Source organism: Mycolicibacterium llatzerense (assembly GCF_025331195.1).
Classification (GTDB): domain Bacteria; phylum Actinomycetota; class Actinomycetes; order Mycobacteriales; family Mycobacteriaceae; genus Mycobacterium; species Mycobacterium llatzerense.
Genome location: NZ_LXOV01000016.1, coordinates 514,342 through 531,669, shown reverse-complemented (window position 1 = coordinate 531,669; position 17,328 = coordinate 514,342). Strand labels below are relative to the sequence as shown.

General features: G+C 67.0%; 22 protein-coding genes. 6 read left to right on the top strand and 16 right to left on the bottom strand.

Annotated features, from left to right (window positions below; genetic code table 11):
• Positions 1-4: 4 nt before the first annotated feature.
• Both A7G45_RS27290 and A7G45_RS27285 read right to left on the bottom strand, forming a co-directional pair.
• Positions 5-283 (bottom strand): ferredoxin, encoded by a 279-nt coding sequence (locus A7G45_RS27290; RefSeq protein ID WP_260941459.1) that lies wholly within the window; start codon positions 281-283, stop codon positions 5-7.
• Positions 283-1,413, bottom strand: a complete 1,131-nt coding sequence (locus A7G45_RS27285; RefSeq protein WP_260941458.1) for a 3-ketosteroid-9-alpha-monooxygenase, oxygenase component — start codon at positions 1,411-1,413, stop codon at positions 283-285. Before A7G45_RS27285 ends, A7G45_RS27290 begins: the two co-directional genes overlap by 1 nt.
• Before the next feature lie 99 nt (positions 1,414-1,512).
• On the opposite strand from A7G45_RS27285, the gene A7G45_RS27280 reads away from it, so the two are divergent.
• Positions 1,513-3,264, top strand: a complete 1,752-nt coding sequence (locus A7G45_RS27280; RefSeq protein ID WP_344258015.1) for a 3-ketosteroid-delta-1-dehydrogenase — start codon at positions 1,513-1,515, stop codon at positions 3,262-3,264.
• Positions 3,265-3,267: 3 nt separating this feature from the next.
• Here the strand turns inward: A7G45_RS27280 and A7G45_RS27275 are convergent, their stop codons facing one another.
• Together A7G45_RS27275 and A7G45_RS27270 are read right to left on the bottom strand one after the other, a co-directional pair.
• Positions 3,268-3,654: a DUF2237 family protein gene (locus A7G45_RS27275; RefSeq protein ID WP_260941456.1), complete on the bottom strand. Its 387-nt coding sequence runs from the start codon at positions 3,652-3,654 to the stop codon at positions 3,268-3,270.
• Positions 3,655-3,714: 60 nt separating this feature from the next.
• Positions 3,715-4,194: a PTS sugar transporter subunit IIA gene (locus A7G45_RS27270; protein WP_260941455.1), complete on the bottom strand. Its 480-nt coding sequence runs from the start codon at positions 4,192-4,194 to the stop codon at positions 3,715-3,717.
• A 137-nt stretch (positions 4,195-4,331) separates the two neighbouring features.
• On the opposite strand from A7G45_RS27270, the gene A7G45_RS27265 reads away from it, so the two are divergent.
• Positions 4,332-5,915: a PTS transporter subunit EIIC gene (locus A7G45_RS27265; RefSeq protein ID WP_344257970.1), complete on the top strand. Its 1,584-nt coding sequence runs from the start codon at positions 4,332-4,334 to the stop codon at positions 5,913-5,915.
• 39 nt (positions 5,916-5,954) lie between these two features.
• Here A7G45_RS27265 and A7G45_RS32805 read toward each other — a convergent pair whose 3' ends face one another.
• The gene (locus A7G45_RS32805; protein WP_260972490.1) at positions 5,955-6,623 is read right to left on the bottom strand and encodes a PadR family transcriptional regulator; all 669 of its coding nucleotides are present in this window, start codon (positions 6,621-6,623) and stop codon (positions 5,955-5,957) included.
• A 60-nt stretch (positions 6,624-6,683) separates the two neighbouring features.
• Entirely contained in the window at positions 6,684-7,217 is a 534-nt protein-coding gene (locus tag A7G45_RS27250) for a TetR/AcrR family transcriptional regulator (RefSeq protein ID WP_260941454.1), read from the bottom strand.
• Positions 7,218-7,359: 142 nt separating this feature from the next.
• Here A7G45_RS27250 and A7G45_RS27245 point away from each other — a divergent pair, with 142 nt between their 5' ends.
• A complete protein-coding gene (locus tag A7G45_RS27245) occupies positions 7,360-8,559 on the top strand; it encodes a cytochrome P450 (RefSeq protein WP_260941453.1) in 1,200 nt (399 codons plus the stop codon).
• Here the strand turns inward: A7G45_RS27245 and A7G45_RS27240 are convergent.
• From A7G45_RS27240 to rplS, 5 genes are all read right to left on the bottom strand, one after another.
• Complete coding sequence (locus A7G45_RS27240) at positions 8,550-9,269, bottom strand: trimeric intracellular cation channel family protein (protein WP_260941452.1); 720 nt, start codon at positions 9,267-9,269, stop codon at positions 8,550-8,552. The two genes, A7G45_RS27245 and A7G45_RS27240, sit on opposite strands and share 10 nt — an antisense overlap.
• Positions 9,270-9,272: 3 nt before the next feature.
• On the bottom strand, positions 9,273-9,578 hold the full coding sequence (locus A7G45_RS27235) for a DUF2469 domain-containing protein (protein ID WP_003893809.1): 306 nt from the start codon (positions 9,576-9,578) through the stop codon (positions 9,273-9,275).
• A 92-nt stretch (positions 9,579-9,670) separates the two neighbouring features.
• Positions 9,671-10,354: a ribonuclease HII gene (locus A7G45_RS27230; protein ID WP_260941451.1), complete on the bottom strand. Its 684-nt coding sequence runs from the start codon at positions 10,352-10,354 to the stop codon at positions 9,671-9,673.
• 8 nt (positions 10,355-10,362) lie between these two features.
• Positions 10,363-11,214 (bottom strand): signal peptidase I, encoded by an 852-nt coding sequence (gene lepB, locus A7G45_RS27225; protein WP_043393442.1) that lies wholly within the window; start codon positions 11,212-11,214, stop codon positions 10,363-10,365.
• Positions 11,215-11,257: 43 nt separating this feature from the next.
• Complete coding sequence (rplS, locus tag A7G45_RS27220; protein ID WP_043393441.1) at positions 11,258-11,599, bottom strand: 50S ribosomal protein L19; 342 nt, start codon at positions 11,597-11,599, stop codon at positions 11,258-11,260.
• A gap of 319 nt (positions 11,600-11,918) precedes the next feature.
• On the opposite strand from rplS, the gene A7G45_RS27215 reads away from it, so the two are divergent.
• On the top strand, positions 11,919-12,839 hold the full coding sequence (locus tag A7G45_RS27215) for a serine hydrolase (RefSeq protein ID WP_260941450.1): 921 nt from the start codon (positions 11,919-11,921) through the stop codon (positions 12,837-12,839).
• 5 nt (positions 12,840-12,844) lie between these two features.
• On the opposite strand, the gene trmD is transcribed toward A7G45_RS27215, so the two are convergent.
• The 5 genes from trmD to A7G45_RS27190 all read right to left on the bottom strand — a co-directional run bounded on the left by trmD (position 12,845) and on the right by A7G45_RS27190 (position 15,448).
• The gene (gene trmD, locus A7G45_RS27210) at positions 12,845-13,534 is read right to left on the bottom strand and encodes a tRNA (guanosine(37)-N1)-methyltransferase TrmD (RefSeq protein ID WP_260941449.1); all 690 of its coding nucleotides are present in this window, start codon (positions 13,532-13,534) and stop codon (positions 12,845-12,847) included.
• Positions 13,535-13,539: 5 nt separating this feature from the next.
• Positions 13,540-14,067 carry a ribosome maturation factor RimM gene (rimM, locus tag A7G45_RS27205; protein ID WP_260941448.1) on the bottom strand — a complete coding sequence of 176 codons (528 nt, stop codon included), beginning with the start codon at positions 14,065-14,067 and terminating at the stop codon, positions 13,540-13,542.
• 2 nt (positions 14,068-14,069) lie between these two features.
• Entirely contained in the window at positions 14,070-14,312 is a 243-nt protein-coding gene (locus A7G45_RS27200) for an RNA-binding protein (RefSeq protein ID WP_003881089.1), read from the bottom strand.
• Positions 14,309-14,779: a 30S ribosomal protein S16 gene (rpsP, locus tag A7G45_RS27195; protein WP_260941447.1), complete on the bottom strand. Its 471-nt coding sequence runs from the start codon at positions 14,777-14,779 to the stop codon at positions 14,309-14,311. The genes A7G45_RS27200 and rpsP overlap by 4 nt, the downstream gene beginning before the upstream one ends.
• Positions 14,780-15,016: 237 nt before the next feature.
• Positions 15,017-15,448, bottom strand: a complete 432-nt coding sequence (locus A7G45_RS27190) for a nuclear transport factor 2 family protein (protein WP_043393937.1) — start codon at positions 15,446-15,448, stop codon at positions 15,017-15,019.
• A gap of 72 nt (positions 15,449-15,520) precedes the next feature.
• Between A7G45_RS27190 and A7G45_RS27185 the strand changes: the two genes are divergently transcribed.
• Both A7G45_RS27185 and A7G45_RS27180 read left to right on the top strand, forming a co-directional pair.
• Positions 15,521-16,399 carry a D-alanyl-D-alanine carboxypeptidase family protein gene (locus A7G45_RS27185; protein WP_276555663.1) on the top strand — a complete coding sequence of 293 codons (879 nt, stop codon included), beginning with the start codon at positions 15,521-15,523 and terminating at the stop codon, positions 16,397-16,399.
• A 95-nt stretch (positions 16,400-16,494) separates the two neighbouring features.
• Positions 16,495-17,328 carry a D-alanyl-D-alanine carboxypeptidase family protein gene (locus A7G45_RS27180; RefSeq protein WP_260941446.1) on the top strand — a complete coding sequence of 278 codons (834 nt, stop codon included), beginning with the start codon at positions 16,495-16,497 and terminating at the stop codon, positions 17,326-17,328.

Below are 17,328 nucleotides of genomic sequence, written 5' to 3'. Positions count from 1 at the left end.
GCGGCTATGGTGCCACGCCCAGTTCGTCCTGGACGACGTGCACGACACCGGCCGCCACCGCCGCGGCGATGGACTCCTTCAGCTGGCCACAGGCCAGGAAGATCCGGCCCGGCAGGCACTCTGCCCGCTGGCGTTCCTCGCACTTCGCGGCCGACTCGGAGGTCCACTGCACGCTGGTCTGCTGCCAGCTGCCCTTGCGCGCCAAAACCTCGGCGCCACAGGCACGGCAGGCCACCGGCACCATCGGCATGTCGGCCAGCCGGATGTCGGGCCGCGCGGTCATCAGACCGACTCCGCGGCCCGCGCTGCGATGTTGGCTTCCATCTCCCTCGTCCACGCCTCGCGCGGGACGGTGGTGTCCAACTCGTATTCGAAGCGGTCGGTCATCTCCGGCACCACCTCGGCGGCGTCGACGTAGAACTGCTCGTACCACCGGCGCAGCTGGTAGACGGGACCGTCCTCTTCGACCAACAGCGGGTTGTCGATGCGGGCCTTGTTCTTCCAGATCTGCACGTCCTGCTCGAAGCCCTGCTTCACCCAGTCGCCGAGCGCGTGCGCCGTTGCGACGGCCACCTCCTCGGGCAGACCCTCGACCTTCTTGACGATGATTCCGTACTGCAGCACAAAGGAATTCGAGTCGATCGGGTAGTGGCAGTTGATCAGGATCGTCTTGTGATCGGCGTCCGGGTAGTGGTACGTCAGGTCGTCGATCATGAAAGACGGCCCGTAGTACGACGCCACCGATGTCGACCCGAGCATCTTCGCGCCCTCGGTGCCCTGCATGTCCTCCCGGCCGCCACCGTTCATGTACTGCGTCGCGACCTGGCCTTCGAAGATGTTCTTGAAGTGCGACGGCACCGCACCGTGGATGTAGAAGAAGTGCGCCATGTCGACCACGTTGTCGATGATCTCGCGGCAGTTGACGTTGACAACCGTTGTGTACCAATGCCAATCGGTCCACTCGTCGCTGCCCGCCTGCTCGATGCGCGGGATGTAGACGTCCTCCGGCGGTGCACTGCCCTCGGGGTCGTTCCAGATGAACAACATCCCGTCCTGCTCGAGGGTCGCCCACTTGGCGGTGCGCGCGAGCCGCGGCGTGCGCTTGGCGTAGGGCACCAACTTGCACTTGCCGTCGCCGCCCCAGCGCCAATCGTGGAACGGGCAGGCGATCGCGTTGCCCTTGACGGTGCCCTGGCTCAGGTCGCCGCCCATGTGCCGGCAGTAGCTGTCCAGCACGTTGAGCTGGCCGTCTTCCCCACGGAACACGACGAGCTTGTGCCCGAAGGCGTGGACCGAGTGCGGCTTGCCGTCACCGAGATCCTTGGTCAGGCCAAGGCAGTGCCAACCACGGGCGAACCGGGTCGGCGCTTCACCGGCTTCGATCTGGCGAACATCGACATCATCCAGCGACATCTGATGGACCATCCTTACATTGAAAACTGGGCTGCAGTTTGATGATTCAGGTCTAACAGCAACGGGGTGGCGAATGCACGTGTTATCCCGCTGGCAGGGATGCCCGAGGCCGGAAAACCGTCTGCCGCAATACGCTTAGCGGCCGTGACGACATCTGCCGCGGCCACGATTCCGGCCGGCCTCGACATCGCTGACACCACCGTCGATCTGCTGGTGATCGGTTCCGGCACCGGCCTGGCCGCCGCACTGAGCGGTCAGGAATCCGGGCTGAACGTCCTCGTCGTCGAGAAGTCTTCGGACGTCGGCGGCTCCACGGCACGCTCGGGTGGCGCGCTCTGGCTGCCCACCACTCCCCTGTTGACCGACAAGGGCACCGCCGACACCGCTGATCGCGCCGCGACCTACCTCGACGCCGTGGTGAACGGGACCGCACCGGCCGCCCGCTCCACCAGCTTCCTGAAGCACGTCAACGCGACCGTCGACATGCTGGGGCGGACCACCCCGATGCGGTTGTTCTGGGCCCGCGAGTACTCGGACTACCACCCTGAGCGGCCCGGCGGCCGGGCCACCGGGCGCACCTGCGAATGCCGCCCGCTCAACGCCCGCGTGCTCGGCAAGTACCGGGACCGGCTGCGCGGCGGCGTCATGGAGGTCAAGGTTCCGATGCCGACCACCGGCGCGGACTACAAGTGGATGAACCTGATGACGCGGGTGCCGCGAAAAGGCCTGCCGCTCATCGCAAAACGGCTCGCGCAGGGCGTCGGCGGCAAGCTGCTGGGCCGCGAGTACATCGCCGGTGGCCAGGCGCTCGCGGCCGGGCTGTTCGCCGGTGTGCTGCAGGCCGGCATTCCGATCTGGACCGACACCTCGCTGGTCCGGCTGACCGGCGACGGCCGGCGGGTCACCGGCGCCGTGCTGTCGCACGCGGGCCGCGAGGTCACCGTCACCGCCACGCGCGGTGTCGTGCTGGCGGCCGGCGGCTTCGACCATGACATGGCGATGCGCCACAAATACCAGTCCGATTCGCTCGGCGACCACGAGAGCCTCGGCGCCGATTCCAACACCGGTGAGGCCATCCGGGCCGCCACCGATCTGGGTGCCGCCACGGCGCTGATGGACCAGGCCTGGTGGTTCCCGGCGGTGGCGTCGGCGAACGGCCGCCCGCCGGCCGTGCTGCTGGCCGAGCGCTCACTGCCCGGCTCGCTCATCGTCGATCAGGACGGCAAGCGCTTCGCCAACGAGTCGACCGACTACATGTCGTTCGGCCAGCGAGTGCTCGAACTCGAGCGGGCCGGCACCCCTGTCGAGTCGATGTGGATCGTCTTCGACCAGAAGTACCGCAACAGCTACGTCTTCGCCGCCGGCTCGTTCCCGCGGATGCCGCTGCCCAAGTCCTGGTACCAGGCCGGTATCGCCGCCAAGGCCACAAACTTCGCCGACCTGGCGGCGCAGATGGGCGTCCCGGTCGCCGATTTCGAGCAGAGCATGACGCGGTTCAACGAAAGCGCGGCCGCCGGCATCGATCCTGATTTCGACCGCGGCCTCAGCGCGTACGACCGCTACTACGGCGACCCGACGGTGACGCCCAACCCGAACCTGCGCCCGCTGGTCAAGGGTCCGTTCTACGCGGTGAAGATGACGCTGAGCGACCTCGGCACCTGCGGTGGCGTGGTGGCCGACGAACGCGGACGCGTGCACCGCGAGGACGGCGGCGTCATCGAAGGGTTGTACGCGCTGGGGAACACCGCGGCCAACGCCTTCGGCGCGGTGTACCCGGGTGCGGGCGCGACCATCGCACAGGGCCTGGTGTACGGCTACATCGCCGGACGGGATGCGGCCGGAAAGCTGTAGACCTCAGAGGCTGCCGAGATCGTCGGGCACATCGACGGCGTACTCCCTGAGCACCTCGAGCGGCACGACCTCCAGCGTCCGCTCGTGGGTGGAGGCCAGCACCACCGGTGCCGCGCACCCGTCGCGGTGCGCCCGAAGCCAGTTCACCGCGGTCACGCACCAGCGGTCCCCCGGCGACAGCCCCGGAAACCGATATTCCGGCATCGGCGTGGAGAGGTCGTTACCGATCGAGCGCTGGTGCGTCAGGAACTCGGCGGAGACGACCGCACAGATCGTGTGCAGGCCGGCGTCCTCAGGCCCGGTCGAGCAGCAGCCGTCGCGGTAGAAGCCGGTCAGCGGCTCGGTGCCGCACGGCTCCAGCGGAGCACCGAGCACATTGCGATCAGCCATCGGTCAATCCTTCCGTGCCCCCGGGCACAATGTCCCACGATCCCCGGCACGGCGCACCGGTCATCGCGAAGTCTTGTTCGCCGTGAAAAAGTGTGCCCCGGAATCGATGTCCGCACCCAAGGTAACCGCGTCGGACAGCACCACGTTCTCCGGCACGCGTTCGTCCATGACGACCACGGCGACAATCGGATTGAGCCCGCCCGACTCGACCGCGGGGACGTCGTAACTGATGACGACCTGACCCGCCGCGACATCGTCACCCTGACTGACATGAGCCGTGAAACCTGCGCCCTTGAGCGCGACGGTGTCCAAGCCGAGGTGCACAAGAACGCCCACGTTGTCCGGGGTCAGGACCACGTAGGCGTGTGGCATCAACTTCAAGAGCTTGCCGCTGACCGGGGCGACCGCGTCGATCACCCTGCGCGGCGGGTCGATCGCGGCGCCGTAGCCGACCATGCCCGCCGAGAAGACGGGGTCCGGGACGTCCTCGAGCAGAACCGCACGCCCAGCGACCGGGGCGAGAACTGACGTCTGACTCACTGCCGTATCTCCTCTGCTCGTGGGCTCCAACAATACGAGCGCCGGCGAACGCGATCTCACGGCCACACGTTCTCGTCTAAGCTTCCGCACAACTTCCGCGCCCGGCGGCGTTTCTGCGGCAGAAGAGGGTCCCGCACATGAGCAGCACACCGAAAATTACAGGTGCGCAGGAGAAGTCGGGCGTGCGCGTTCCCGGCTTCGCACAGTTGCAGCGGCTCGGCAAGAGCCTCATGCTGCCGATCGCGGTGCTGCCCGCGGCAGGAATCCTGCTCCGGCTGGGTCAAGACGATCTATTGGGCAAGATCAAGGCTCCCGTCATCGGGCCGTTCTTCCACGCGATGAGCGCTGCCGGTGACGCGATATTCAGCAACCTCCCGCTGTTGTTCGCCGTCGGTGTCGCCATCGGATTCGCCAGGAAGGCAGACGGTTCGACAGCACTGGCCGCCGTCGTCGGATACCTCGTGGTGCAGGCGGTGTTCAAGACCATGTCGCCCGTCGTGCTCGCCGGCGAGGTCGACAAGGCCGGCGCCCAGGCCCAGATCAACTACAGCGTGTTCGCGGGAATCGTGGTCGGCTTGCTCACCGCGTGGCTCTTCGACCGCTATCACACCATCCAATTGCCCTCCTACCTAGGATTTTTCGGGGGCAGGCGGTTCGTCCCGATCGTGGTGTCAGTCACCTGTCTGTTCCTCGCGTTCGCGATGAGCTACCTCTACCCGTTCTTCGACGCGGGCCTGACCGGCCTCGGCAAGTTCATCGGGGGCTCGGGCGCCCTTGGCGCCTTCGTGTACGGGTTCGCCAACCGCATGCTGATTCCGCTCGGACTCCATCACATCCCGAATTCGTACGTGTGGTTCCTCTACGGCGACTATCAGACTCCCGACGGCCACGTCGTCACCGGCGAACTCACACGCTTCGCCGCGGGCGACCCGACAGCAGGCATCTTCACGTCGGGCTTCTACCCGGTTCTGATGTTCGGGCTGCCTGCCGCAGCCCTGGCGATGATCCATGTGGCGAACAAGAAGCAGCGGAAGGTCGCCGTCGGCATCCTGTCGGCGGCGGCGCTGACGGCGCTGCTGACCGGCGTCACCGAGCCACTCGAATTCGCGTTCATGTTCGTGGCGTTCCCGCTCTACGTCATCCATGCGGTGCTTACGGGGCTGTCACTGGCGATCGCGTATCTGCTCGACATCCACCTGGGCTTCTCGTTCTCCGCCGGACTGGCCGACCTTCTCCTCTACGGCACGGCCCCGGCCGCGAAGAACATCCCGCTGCTGCTCGGCATGGGCGTTGTCTTCTTCGTCGTCTACTACGTGCTGTTCCGGTTCGCCATCACCAAGTGGGACTTGCGGACGCCGGGACGGGAACCGGAAACCGACTTCGAGGCGCAGGAGCAGGCGAACCTCGGCGAGGGTACGGACTCCGCCACCGCGGTGGTCGTCGGCGGCGCCGCGACCGCGACACTGACCGCGCCGGCGGCCACGGTGACCGCGAGCAGGGCAGAGCAAGTGATCGCGGCGTTCGGCGGCCGGGAGAACCTCGTCAACGTCGACGCATGCATCACCCGCCTGCGCATCGAAGTCGCCGACAAGGGCAAGGTGGATCAAGACCGCCTGAAAAGGCTGGGTGCCGCGGGTGTCATCGAGGTCGGCAACAGTGTCCAAGCGGTTTTCGGCACCGACGCCGAGGCCATGAAGAACGACATCGTCGAAATCCTCTAGAGCGGCAGTCGTACCCGGCCACCGCACGGGAACGCCCGGCTAGCTGCCGTGCCGCCCCTGAACCTCGCGTTCGACCTCGCGCCATAGGCCCGGCATCGAACGCGGCATGCCCGCAACGCCTTTCGCCGCGGTCTGCAGCACCGCGTCGGCCTCGTCGATGTCCTTCATCAGCTCGAGTGCCAGCTCCCGCTCGGCGGCGTAGTACTTGGCCGCCCAGCGCAGTGCGATCACCGAATAGGCCCACACCGGCTGGGCCTTGGCACCGTCGGAGTCCTCGGCGGCCTGCCGCTCCATGGCCTCGCAATAGGCGACATGCTGCTCCAGCAGCTCGCGCAGCCTGGTCGGGTTGCTCAGGTGGCCGAACGTAACCCGCAGCAGCACACTGTGTTTGAGTACCGGAGGGTCGACGGGTGCGTTGTTGGTCCAGTCGGTCACGGCGGCCATGCCGGCCTCGGTGATCCTGTACAGGCGACGCGTGCGCAGGCCCTCGTCCTGTTCGACGCGGGACTCGAGATAGCCAAGTCCCTCAAGCTTTTTCAGCTCGGTGTAGATCTGGCTGTAGGACGGGCTCCAGTAGTAGAAACCGACGCTCCAGTCGATCCACTTCTTGATGTCGTAGCCGGTGATTTCCTCTTCGTACGACAACATGCCGAGCAGCGTCCAACTCGTCGCTGCCAGCGACGGTTTGCTCGGCGGCTTGCTTGCCATCTGCTTAGCCTAACAATCTATTGCCGCAAAGGCCCTAGTCATGACCGCCTGTCGGGATAGTCACTTGCGGCCCACCGGCCCGGCTACCGCGGCCACATACCGACGTACCACCAGCTCTTCGGCCTTTTCGTCGGCCAAAGGCCAGCACAGCAACGACAGCACAACCCGCACAATCCAGTCCGCGAGAAGCGGATCCGCGACCCCGGACAGCTCGCCCGCCGCCTGCGCCAGGCGCGGCGAATCGAAGTCGACCAGGGCTCCCGCACGCACCAAACCAGAGGCCAGTGGGTCCGCCCGGACCACCCGGACAGCCGACAGCACGGCGGCCGCGACCCGCTCCGGCCCGGTTTGCCCGGACACCGCCTGGGCGATCTCCTGCCCGACCCGCATGATCGCGCGGGCCAACACCCCGTCGCGCAGCGCCTGCTTGCCGCCGACGTGCCGGTACACCGTGGCGCGCGAACAGCCCACGCTCGCGGCGACCTCCTCGATGTTCAACCGGTCCAGGCCGTGGGCGGCAGCGCTGGCCGCCGCGGCGGCATAGATGCGTTCGACTCCCGCGTCGCGGCGATCGGCGCCGATCAACCAGTCCATACCTGTGATACTAAACCGGAAATGTGTCTCACAGCGAGACGTTTTTTCCAAAACCGTCCGCATCGCCGCAGCTCCGAGGCCGTGCGTGAGACAGCGCGAAATCGCCCTTGACATGCGGTTTCCGGCAACCAAAACTCAAGGCGTGCAACTAGTTTCAGATCTGCTCAGCCTGTCCACGCTGGACGATCCGTATGCCTGTTATGCGCAACTGCGGGTCGCCGGTCCGGTGCACCGGGTGGCCGGCACAGATTTCTACCTGGCCACCACGTGGGATGCCGTGCAGGAGGCCGTCAGCCGCCCGGAGGACTTCTCCTCAAACCTGACCGCCACACTGGTGACTCAGGGGACCCAAGCGTCGACCTTCGACATGGGCGGCGTCGACACCGCGGGACATGTCCTCGCCACCGGCGACGACCCGCGCCACGCGCACGAACGCAAACTGGTGCTGCCGGCCCTGGTGGCCAAACGGATCCGGGCCCTCGAGCCGGCGATCGCCGACATCGCCCGTCAACTCTGGCTCGACGCGGCAGTGGACGGCCGCATCGAGTGGATGTCCGCAATCGGCGACCGACTGCCGATGACGTTGGTGGCCAGGCTCATCGGCCTGCCCGACGACGACGTGCCGCAGCTGGTGCAGTGGGGCTACGGCAGCACCGAACTGCTCAGCGGCGTCTTCGATCTCGAGCACATCGGCACCGCGGTCGAGACGTCGACGCAACTCGCCGGCTATCTGTACACCAAGTTCGCCGAAGCCCAGGCGGACCCCGGCGACGACCTGCTCGGCGACCTCGCCCGCGCGGTCGCCGACGGCGCCATCGCAACCGAGGTGGCAGTGCTGATGCTCATTCAGCTGGTCGGTGCCGGCGGCGAATCCACGGCCGGGTTGATGGGCAACGCAGCCCGACTGCTCGCGACCCAGCCCGACGTCCAGGAACAGGTGCGAAACGACCCGCAACTGGTGCCCGCTCTGCTGGAGGAGACACTGCGGCTGGAGTCGCCGTTCCGCAACCATCACCGGCACATCCGGACCGACACCACGCTGGCCGGTGTGCCGTTGCCCAAAGACGGTCACCTGCTGCTGCTCTGGGGCTCGGCCAACCGCGACCCGGCCGCGTTCGACGACCCCGACCAGCTGCAGCTGGACCGGCCGAACCTACGCAATCACCTGGCGTTCGGGAAAGGCCTGCACTTCTGCGTCGGTGCGGCACTGGCCCGCACGGAAGCCCGCATCGGGATCACCACACTGCTCGAGGCCACCAACTGGTTCGAGCTGGCCGACGCCGAATGGGTGCCCAGCCTCATGGTGCGCCGGCACCGGCGCCTGGAGCTGCGCTACCGCTGACCCTCATCGACGGTGCCGCCGGCATCGTCGCGCAACATCCGCACCGAGATGTGCGGCACCCGCTGCCCCGGTTTACGGGCGAAGCGGTATTCCCAGGACAGCCCACCCCAGAGCTGCCAGCCACGGCGACGGGAGATGAGGCACAACCCCGCGCCGACCGCGGTGCCCACGAGGACGCCGGGCTCCGCAAGCCCGACGTACCAGAACCCGGTGACCACCGCGCTGGCCGCCAGCGCGCTCGTCGCATAGAGCGTGGTGCCGCCGAAAATCTGCGGCACCCGATGCGTCGTGATGTCGCGCAGCGCGCCACCACCGACCGCGGTGATGGTGCCAAGCAGCAGCGCAGGCACCCAGCCGAGGCCCAGCGCCAGTGTCTTCTGTGCGCCGGCGGTCGCCCAACAACCGAGCGCCAACGCGTCCACGTACGGAAACACCGCTTGCCAGCCGCGGCCGCCGATCGGCATCAGGAAGGCGATCACCGCACCGATCACCGCGCACAGCGCATAGCGAAAGTCGGTGAGCGCCACCGGCGGTCCGTGTTGCAGCAGGGTGTCGCGGATGATGCCGCCGCCGAGCCCGGACAGCAGTGCCAGGGTCAGGAAGCCGATCGGGTCCATGCGCTCGTCGCGGGCGACGATGCCGCCCAGGATCGCGTTGGTCAGGACGCCGGCCAGGTCGATGACGGCGAACAGCTCGCCGATGGTCGACACGGGTTATTCGGGCAGGCGCAGTTCGGGCTTCTCGACCTCTTCGATGTTGACATCTTTGAAGGTGATGACCCGGACCTGCTTGACGAACCGCGCCGGCCGGTACATGTCCCAGACCCAGGCGTCCGCCAGGCGCAGCTCGAAGTAGACCTCGCCGTCGGCGTTGCGCGGGATCAGCTCGACGCTGTTGGCCAGGTAGAAGCGGCGTTCGGTCTCCACGACGTAGCTGAACTGCCCGACGATGTCCTTGTACTCGCGGTACAGCGAGAGCTCCATCTCGGTTTCATACTTCTCGAGATCCTCGGCACTCATCGGCACAGACTCATCAGGTCAGCGGTCCTTCTGTTTACTTGGTTTTGCAGAGCCATGTCTTGTTCGGATTGGCGACTAGTTCCCATTTTTCCCTACCCGGATCGGCAGCGCTGCCCTATCGCCGGGTTGGCAGCCAGCTTGCGCACATTGGCGAACGAGAACCGGTGCTCGGGGCACGGGCCCAGCTCGGCCAGCGCCGCGGTGTGCGCGGCAGTGCTGTACCCCTTGTGGACCGCGAACCCGTAGCCGGGATGTACGGCGTCCATCTCCACCATCAGGCGGTCGCGGCTGACCTTGGCCAGCACGCTGGCCGCGGCGATGCACGCGGCTGCGGCGTCCCCGCTGACCACCGGCAGCGACGGCACCGGCAGGCCCGGCACCCGGAACCCGTCGGAGAGCACATAGCCCGGCCGCGTGGGCAGGCCCGCGACGGCGCGGCGCATGCCTTCGATGTTCGCGATGTGCACCCCACGCCGGTCCACCTCGACCGACGGGATGAACACCACGTGGTACGCCAGCGCGTAGCGCCGGATCAACGGGAACAGACGTTCCCGTTCGGCTTCGTTCAGCTTCTTCGAATCATCAAGGGCCGCCAGGCTTTCCAGCCTATTCGGCCCCAACACACAGGCCGCGACGACGAGCGGACCGGCACAGGCCCCGCGGCCGACCTCGTCGACCCCGGCCACCGGCCCCAGCCCGCCGCGGTACAGCGCGGACTCCAGGGTGCGCAGGCCCGCGGACTTGCGGATCACCGTGCGAGGTGGCCAAACAGGCACCGAAGAACCTATTGACCGGTCTGCGGATTGACCGTGATCACACCGCCCCAGCGCGACGGCGGCCACGCGATGAACCGGGCCTTCCCGATGACATTGGCAACCGGCACCGTGCCCGCGGTCGGGTCTCCGGTGCACATCAGCGCGTTGATGGCGTCGGCCGGCGTGTTCGTGCAGTGGGCGCGCGAATCGGCCGAGTGAGTGCGATTGTCCCCCATCACCCAGAGCCGTCCGTCCGGCACCTTCACCGGGCCGAACTCGTTGCCGAGGCAGGGGTCGGTCGCCGGGTCGACCATCATGGTCGCCGGGTCCAGGTACGGCTCGGTGAGCTTCTTGCCGTCGACCGTCAAACCGGTCGAGTTCCGGCACTGCACCGTTTGACCACCGACCGCGATGACGCGCTTCACCAGATCGTTCTCATCGGGCGGCACGAAGCCGACCACCGAGAGCGCGTTCTGGATCCAGCGCATGGTCGGGTTGTCCGAACGGATCGACTTGTAGCTGATGTTCCAGTTCGGCGGGCCCTTGAAGACCACGACGTCGCCGGGCTCGGGCGTGCCGAACCGGTAGGTCAGCTTGTCGACCATGATCCGGTCACCCACGCAGCCGCTGCAGCCATGCAGCGTGGGCTCCATGGACTCCGACGGAATCAGGTACGGCCGCGCGACGAACGTCAGCACGAGGTAGTACAGCAGCACCGCGGTGACGACGAGGACGACGCCTTCGCGCAGCGCGGCCAGCTTCGACTTCGGCTTTTCGTCGGCCTCATCGGCCGTGCCAGCCGCGTCGGCGGTCGCTGTCGTGTCGGCGTCGTCCGTCGTCGGACTGTCCGGGGTGCTGCTGTCTTCGCTTGGGCCGGTCACGGCACCAGGCTAGTCAGTTCGGCGGAAGAATCGCCGGACAGACTCAGCGCTTTTCCTTGATCTTGGCCTTCTTGCCACGGAGTTCGCGCAGGTAGTACAGCTTGGCGCGACGGACGTCACCGCGGGTGACGACGTCGATGTGGTCGATGTTGGGCGAGTGCACCGGGAAGGTCCGCTCGACGCCGACGCCGTAGCTCTCCTTGCGGACGGTGAAGGTCTCGCCGATGCCGCCACCCTGACGACGGAGCACGACACCCTTGAACACCTGGATGCGGTGCTTGTTGCCCTCGATGACCTTGACGTGGACGTTGAGGGTGTCGCCGGCGTTGAAGGCCGGGATGTCGTCGCGCAGCGACGCCTGGTCGACGAAGTCCAGCGTTTTCATCGGTGACACTTCCTTGCTAACTCGCGGGCCACATCCGCCGGACGCCATGCGGCGCGGCGGAAAAGCCATTCTCTTTACGGACGTACTTGGGCGTATGCCGCAGCGGGCGGGGACACATCCGAAACAGACGCCGACCCCGCGCCCAGCGCGGACAACTGCTCAATTGTGCCAGACGGCCGCCGGGTGACGAAATCGTGACCCCATCGGGGCCGATGCAGCAGACATCACAGGCGGCACGGTCACAGACGTCACACCCAACACAGCTTTACCCGTTAGGCTGAACAACCAGAATTTTATCCATCGTGATGCTAGGAGACCCATGCGCCCGCAGCAGTTGAAGCTGCTGACCATCACCGCTGCCACGGCAACGGTGATGCTCACAGCCGGTTGCGAGGCGAAGGTCTACGGGGCTGCGCCGCCGAACCGGATCGCGCTGACCGTCGTGCCGGTCGTCACCGCGCTGGAGATGCCGGAGGCCCCGGCCGTCGAACCCGCCGCGGCCCTGGCGGGACTCGACGCCCGCGAACGTAGTGCCACCACCGATGCCGCGGCAGCCGGCGCGTCCATCAGCGCCGCGGTGCTCGATCGAGACACCGGCCAGCTGATCGCCACCGGCAACAAGTCCGCCATGCCCATCGCGTCGGTCGCCAAGCTGTTCATCGCCGACGACCTGCTACTGCAGGAGGCCAAGGGCCAGATCGAGCTCACCGCCGCCGACCGCCAGTCGCTCGACACCATGCTGCGGTCGTCCGACGATTCCGCGGCCGAGGTCTTCTGGAACCGCAGCGGCGGCAACAGCGTCGTCAGCCGCGTCGCGGCCCGCTACGGGCTGACCGGGACGTCGGTGCCCTACGACGGCAAGTGGTGGAACACCATGAGCACCACCACCGACCTGGTGCACTACTACGACCAGTTGCTGAACGGCACCGGCGGATTGCCCCCGGAGCGGGCCAGCATCATCCTGGCGAACCTGGCCGCGTCCACGCCGTCGGGCGCCGACGGCTACCCGCAGCGCTTCGGCATTCCCGACGGCCTGTACGGCGAACCGGTTGCGGTGAAGCAGGGCTGGATGCCGGAGTGGAACGGCAACAACTGGATGCACATGTCCACCGGCGTGGTCGGCGCCGACCGCCGCTACGTCATGGCAATCGGCTCGTTGCAACCCACCGATGACGCCACGGCACGCACCACGATCACCAATGCCGTCAAGACGATGTTCCCGAGCGGGCGGATCAGCTAGATCAGTTAGTCGGACAGCAGGTCCGGGCGGCGCTCCCGCGTCCGCTGCAGCCCCTGCTCGCGGCGCCAGGCAGCCACCCTGGCATGGTCCCCCGACAGCAGCACCGGAGGCACCTCGAGGTCACGCCAGACCGGCGGCCGGGTGTAGCTCGGCCCCTCCAGCACTCCCCCGACGTGCGCGGAATGCGAATCATCTTGGTGCGACACCGGATTGCCCAGCACGTCGGGCAGTAACCGCACCACAGCTTCGATCATCACGAGCGCAGCGGATTCACCACCGGGCAGCACGTAATCACCGATCGACACCTCTTCGACCCGCATCCGTTTGGCCGCATCGTCGGCGACCCGCTGGTCGATGCCCTCGTAGCGGCCGCAGGCGAACACCAAATGCTGCTCGCCCGTCCAGCGGTGCGCGTGCTCCTGGGTGAACAACCGGCCTGCCGGCGTCGGGACCACCAAAACCGTTTCCGGCGTACAGATTTCATCGAGGGCGGCGCCCCAGATCGGCGCTTTCATCACCATGCCGGGCCCGCCGCCGTACGGGGAATCATCCACCGACTTGTGCACGTCGTGCGTCCAGTTCCGCAGGTCGTGGACACCGAGTTGCACTGTGCCATTGGCGATCGCCTTGCCCGGCAACGACTGCTGCAACGCATCGAGATACGCCGGGAAAATGGTGACGACGTCAATCCGCATGAGTGTCAGTCCAACTCGAGCAGACCGTCGGGCGGATCGATCTCCACCAGACCGTCGGCCAGCGACACCGTCGGCACCATGTGGGTGACGAACGGCACCAGCACCTCGGCACCGGATTCCGTTCGGATGGAAAGCAATTCGCCACCCGGGGTATGCAGCACCTCGGTCACCACACCGATATCGACGCCGTCGACGGTACGGACCTTGAGGCCCTCGAGTTGGTGATCGTAGAACTCGTCGGGCTCGTCGATGGGCGGCAGGCTGGCGGAGTCCACCAGAAACAGGGTGCCGCGCAACGCATCTGCCGCGTTGCGGTCGGCCACGCCTTGCAGGCGCACCAACATTCGGCCACCGTGCTCGCGCGCCGTTTCGACGACGAAGGTGCGTTCGGGACCGGGATTCCGGGCTCCCGGCTTGCCACGCAGCGATGATCCCGGCGAGAAACGCTCGCCGGGATCATCGGTACGTACTTCGACGACTACCTCGCCGCTGATGCCGTGCGCCTTGACGACGCGGCCGACCACGAGGTCCATATTTATTGGTCGGTGTCCACCACGTCGACGCGGATACCCCGGCCACCGATACCGGCGACCAGAGTCCGCAGCGCAGTGGCCGTACGGCCGCCGCGCCCGATGACCTTGCCCAGGTCGTCGGGGTGCACGTGCACCTCGACGGTGCGACCACGGCGGCTGGTCACCATGTCGACCCGGACATCGTCAGGGTTGTCGACGATTCCGCGGACGAGGTGCTCTACGGCGTCGACGACGACGCTGCTCATTCGGCGGGCGCTTCGGCCTCGGCCTCGGTGGCCTCAGCAGCCTCGGTCTCGGCGGCAGCCTCAGCTGCCTCTTCCTTCTTGTCCTTGCGCTTCTTCAGCGTCACGGCCTCGCCACCGTGGGCGGCGTCGGCGTTGGCCAGCGCGGCGTTGAACAGGTCCAGCTTGGAGGGCTTGGGCTCCTTGACCTTCAGGGTGCCCTCGGCGCCCGGCAGGCCCTTGAACTTCTGCCAGTCACCCGTGATCTTCAGCAGGGCGGCGACCGGCTCGGTCGGCTGTGCGCCGACGCCCAGCCAGTACTGCGCGCGCTCCGAATCGATCTCGATCAGGCTCGGCTCTTCCTTCGGGTGGTACCGGCCGATGACCTCGATGGCGCGGCCGTCGCGGCGGGTGCGCGCGTCGGCGACGATGATGCGGTACTGGGGGTTGCGGATCTTGCCAAGCCGGGTGAGCTTGATCTTGACAGCCATGTTCTGCACTTCTCCTGATGATTGCCACGCTGCAATTCAGCGACGCAGGCGGATTGCCCGGTCCGGTCTTGCCTCACGTGTGTGACTGCCGCGCGGCGCATTGAACGAGTCGCGGACAGACAGCCGATCATTCTGCCAGAGCAGCCGCGACCGGCCCAAATCCTGCCCCACCCCCGCCGGCTGGCCACTCATCACACGGTTTCGCGAGGATTCTGTGTCACAACTGGCCGCTCGGCGTCAGACGACGCGGTCGAAGCACTTGGTCTCGACGCGGCGCGTCATGCGCCAGCCCTCGGCCGTGCGGAGGAACTCGTCTTCGTACCAGAGGCCGCAGAACAGCACCTGGCTCTGCGTGTCCGCATTCGCAGCAGGCAGCACCATCGGGTTGAAACAGATGGTGCGCGATTTGGCGGTGTCGCCGGTGATGGTGACGTCGAAGTTGCCGAGCATGTGCGCATATGCCGGGAAATTCGGCAGCACCTGGGACAACCAGTCCTTGACCTCGGGGAAATGCCCGTCGATGCCGCCCATCGCGCGGTAGTCGATGTAGGCGTCGGGCGTGAAAACCTGGGCCAGATCATCGAATCGGCGGGTGTCGATGGCCGTCGAGTACGCGACCAGCAGTTGTTGGATTTCCAGACGGTCCGAGATCTCCTCGAGGCTCAGCATGCTCCGATTGAACACCACCGGACAACTGTCCGGGCGGCACCGTCCAGGTTCGGCCAGTAGGCTGCTGGCCCCATGGGAAGGTTCGTAACCGCCGTCATGGCGGCCCTGACGCTCGTGTTCCTCGTCGCGCCGCCGATCGCGGCCGCTGACCCCGACATCCAGTCGGCCGGCACCATGCCGATTCCGGCGGGACCGGCCCCGGCCTGGATCGTCGCCGACATGGATTCGGGCCAGATTCTCGCCGGCCGCGACATGGACCTGCGGCATCCGCCCGCCAGCACCATCAAGACGCTGCTGGCGCTGACCGCGCTCGGTGAGTTGCCGAGCCTCGACGCGACCGTCGTCGGCACCGTCGCCGACACGCAGGTCGAGTGCAACTGCGTCGGCATCGTCCCCGGGCACGTCTACACCGCCCGCCAACTGCTGGACGCGGTGCTGCTGGCCTCGGGCAACGACGCCGCCAACGCCCTGGCGGACATGATCGGCGGCTACGACGCCGCGGTCGCCAAGATGAACGCGAAGGCCGCCTCCATCGGTGCCGTCGACACCCATGCCGCCACTCCGTCCGGTCTGGACGGTGCCGGTGGGTCGGGCTGGACCACACCGCGCGACCTGGCCATCATCTTCCGCGCCGCCATGGCCAACCCCTACTTCGCGCAGATCACCGCGCAGCCCGCCGCGACATTCCCGGGCAAGAACGGCAACGAGCAGATCGTCAACGAAAACCAGCTGCTGCAGCGCTACCCGGGCACCATCGGCGGCAAGACCGGATTCACCGACGCCGCCAAGAAGACCTACGTCGCCGCCGCCGACCGCGGTGGCCACCGACTGGTCATCGCGATGATGTACGGCATGGTCCACGAAGGCGGACCGACCTATTGGGATCAAGCCTCCGCACTACTGGACTGGGGCTTCGCGCAGGACCGCTCGGTCAGCGTCGGTTCGCTGTAGGCGAGCGGAGCGACGGGAAATACACGGGTAACCGATACCCGACCGGAATCTCGGCGCGAGCTGATCGCAGCCTGGCGTCCGTAGCGTCGGCGCTCGTGCGCAGACTGTTCACGGCGACCGCGCTGGCCCTCAGCGCGTTACTAGCGGCGCCGATCGCAACTCCCATCGCGCGGGCCGAACCCACCGGGCAGCCCACGGGCGCACAGGCATTGGCGAACGGTCCGGCCAAGGCCTGGTTGGTCGCCGACCTCGATACCGGTCAGGTGCTGGCCTCGCAGGACCCGGGCGGCTCGTACGCACCGGCCAGCACCATCAAGCCACTGCTGGCCATGGTCGTACTGGACAACCTGCGACCCGATGCGCTGGGACGGGCCAACGAGTCACACACCAAGGTGGAGTGCTCGTGCGTCGGGCTCAAGCCCGGCCAGGTGTACTCCGCGCGGCAGCTGCTGGACGCCCTGCTCATGGTGTCGGGCAATGACGCCGCGAACATGCTGGCGGACATGCTGGGCGGGCAACGCGTCACGGTGGCGGCCATGAACCGCAAGGCCGCCGCACTCGGTGCCCGCAGCACCCGTGCGGGCTCGCCGTCCGGTCTCGACGGACCCGGCTGGGAATCGATCACCACACCGCGCGACCTCGGGGTGATCTACCGGGCGGCGCTGACCTATCCGGTGATCGCCGAGATCTTCCGGCAGCCGTCGGCGCAGTTCCCTGGCCGGACTCTCACCAGCCAGAACGAGCTGTTGACCGGATACCCCGGCGATTTCGCCGGCAAGACGGGCTACACGGACCGGGCCCGCAAGACGTACGTCGGCGCTGCGCAACGGGGGAACCACCGGCTGGTCGTGGTGCAGATGTTCGGCACCGGCGATCTCTACCCCCAGGCACGGCAGCTGCTGGACTGGGGATTCAGCCAATACACCTGA

Coding starts and splice junctions, on each gene's coding strand:
- A7G45_RS27290 (WP_260941459.1), bottom strand. CDS start 283: ATGACCGCGCGGCCCGACATCCGGCTGGCCGACATGCCGATGGTGCCG.
- A7G45_RS27285 (WP_260941458.1), bottom strand. CDS start 1,413: ATGTCGCTGGATGATGTCGATGTTCGCCAGATCGAAGCCGGTGAAGCG.
- A7G45_RS27280 (WP_344258015.1), top strand. CDS start 1,513: ATGCCCGAGGCCGGAAAACCGTCTGCCGCAATACGCTTAGCGGCCGTG.
- A7G45_RS27275 (WP_260941456.1), bottom strand. CDS start 3,654: ATGGCTGATCGCAATGTGCTCGGTGCTCCGCTGGAGCCGTGCGGCACC.
- A7G45_RS27265 (WP_344257970.1), top strand. CDS start 4,332: ATGAGCAGCACACCGAAAATTACAGGTGCGCAGGAGAAGTCGGGCGTG.
- A7G45_RS32805 (WP_260972490.1), bottom strand. CDS start 6,623: ATGGCAAGCAAGCCGCCGAGCAAACCGTCGCTGGCAGCGACGAGTTGG.
- A7G45_RS27250 (WP_260941454.1), bottom strand. CDS start 7,217: ATGGACTGGTTGATCGGCGCCGATCGCCGCGACGCGGGAGTCGAACGC.
- A7G45_RS27235 (WP_003893809.1), bottom strand. CDS start 9,578: ATGAGTGCCGAGGATCTCGAGAAGTATGAAACCGAGATGGAGCTCTCG.
- rplS (WP_043393441.1), bottom strand. CDS start 11,599: ATGAAAACGCTGGACTTCGTCGACCAGGCGTCGCTGCGCGACGACATC.
- A7G45_RS27215 (WP_260941450.1), top strand. CDS start 11,919: ATGCGCCCGCAGCAGTTGAAGCTGCTGACCATCACCGCTGCCACGGCA.
- trmD (WP_260941449.1), bottom strand. CDS start 13,534: ATGCGGATTGACGTCGTCACCATTTTCCCGGCGTATCTCGATGCGTTG.
- rimM (WP_260941448.1), bottom strand. CDS start 14,067: ATGGACCTCGTGGTCGGCCGCGTCGTCAAGGCGCACGGCATCAGCGGC.
- A7G45_RS27200 (WP_003881089.1), bottom strand. CDS start 14,312: ATGAGCAGCGTCGTCGTCGACGCCGTAGAGCACCTCGTCCGCGGAATC.
- rpsP (WP_260941447.1), bottom strand. CDS start 14,779: ATGGCTGTCAAGATCAAGCTCACCCGGCTTGGCAAGATCCGCAACCCC.
- A7G45_RS27190 (WP_043393937.1), bottom strand. CDS start 15,448: ATGCTGAGCCTCGAGGAGATCTCGGACCGTCTGGAAATCCAACAACTG.
- A7G45_RS27185 (WP_276555663.1), top strand. CDS start 15,521: ATGGGAAGGTTCGTAACCGCCGTCATGGCGGCCCTGACGCTCGTGTTC.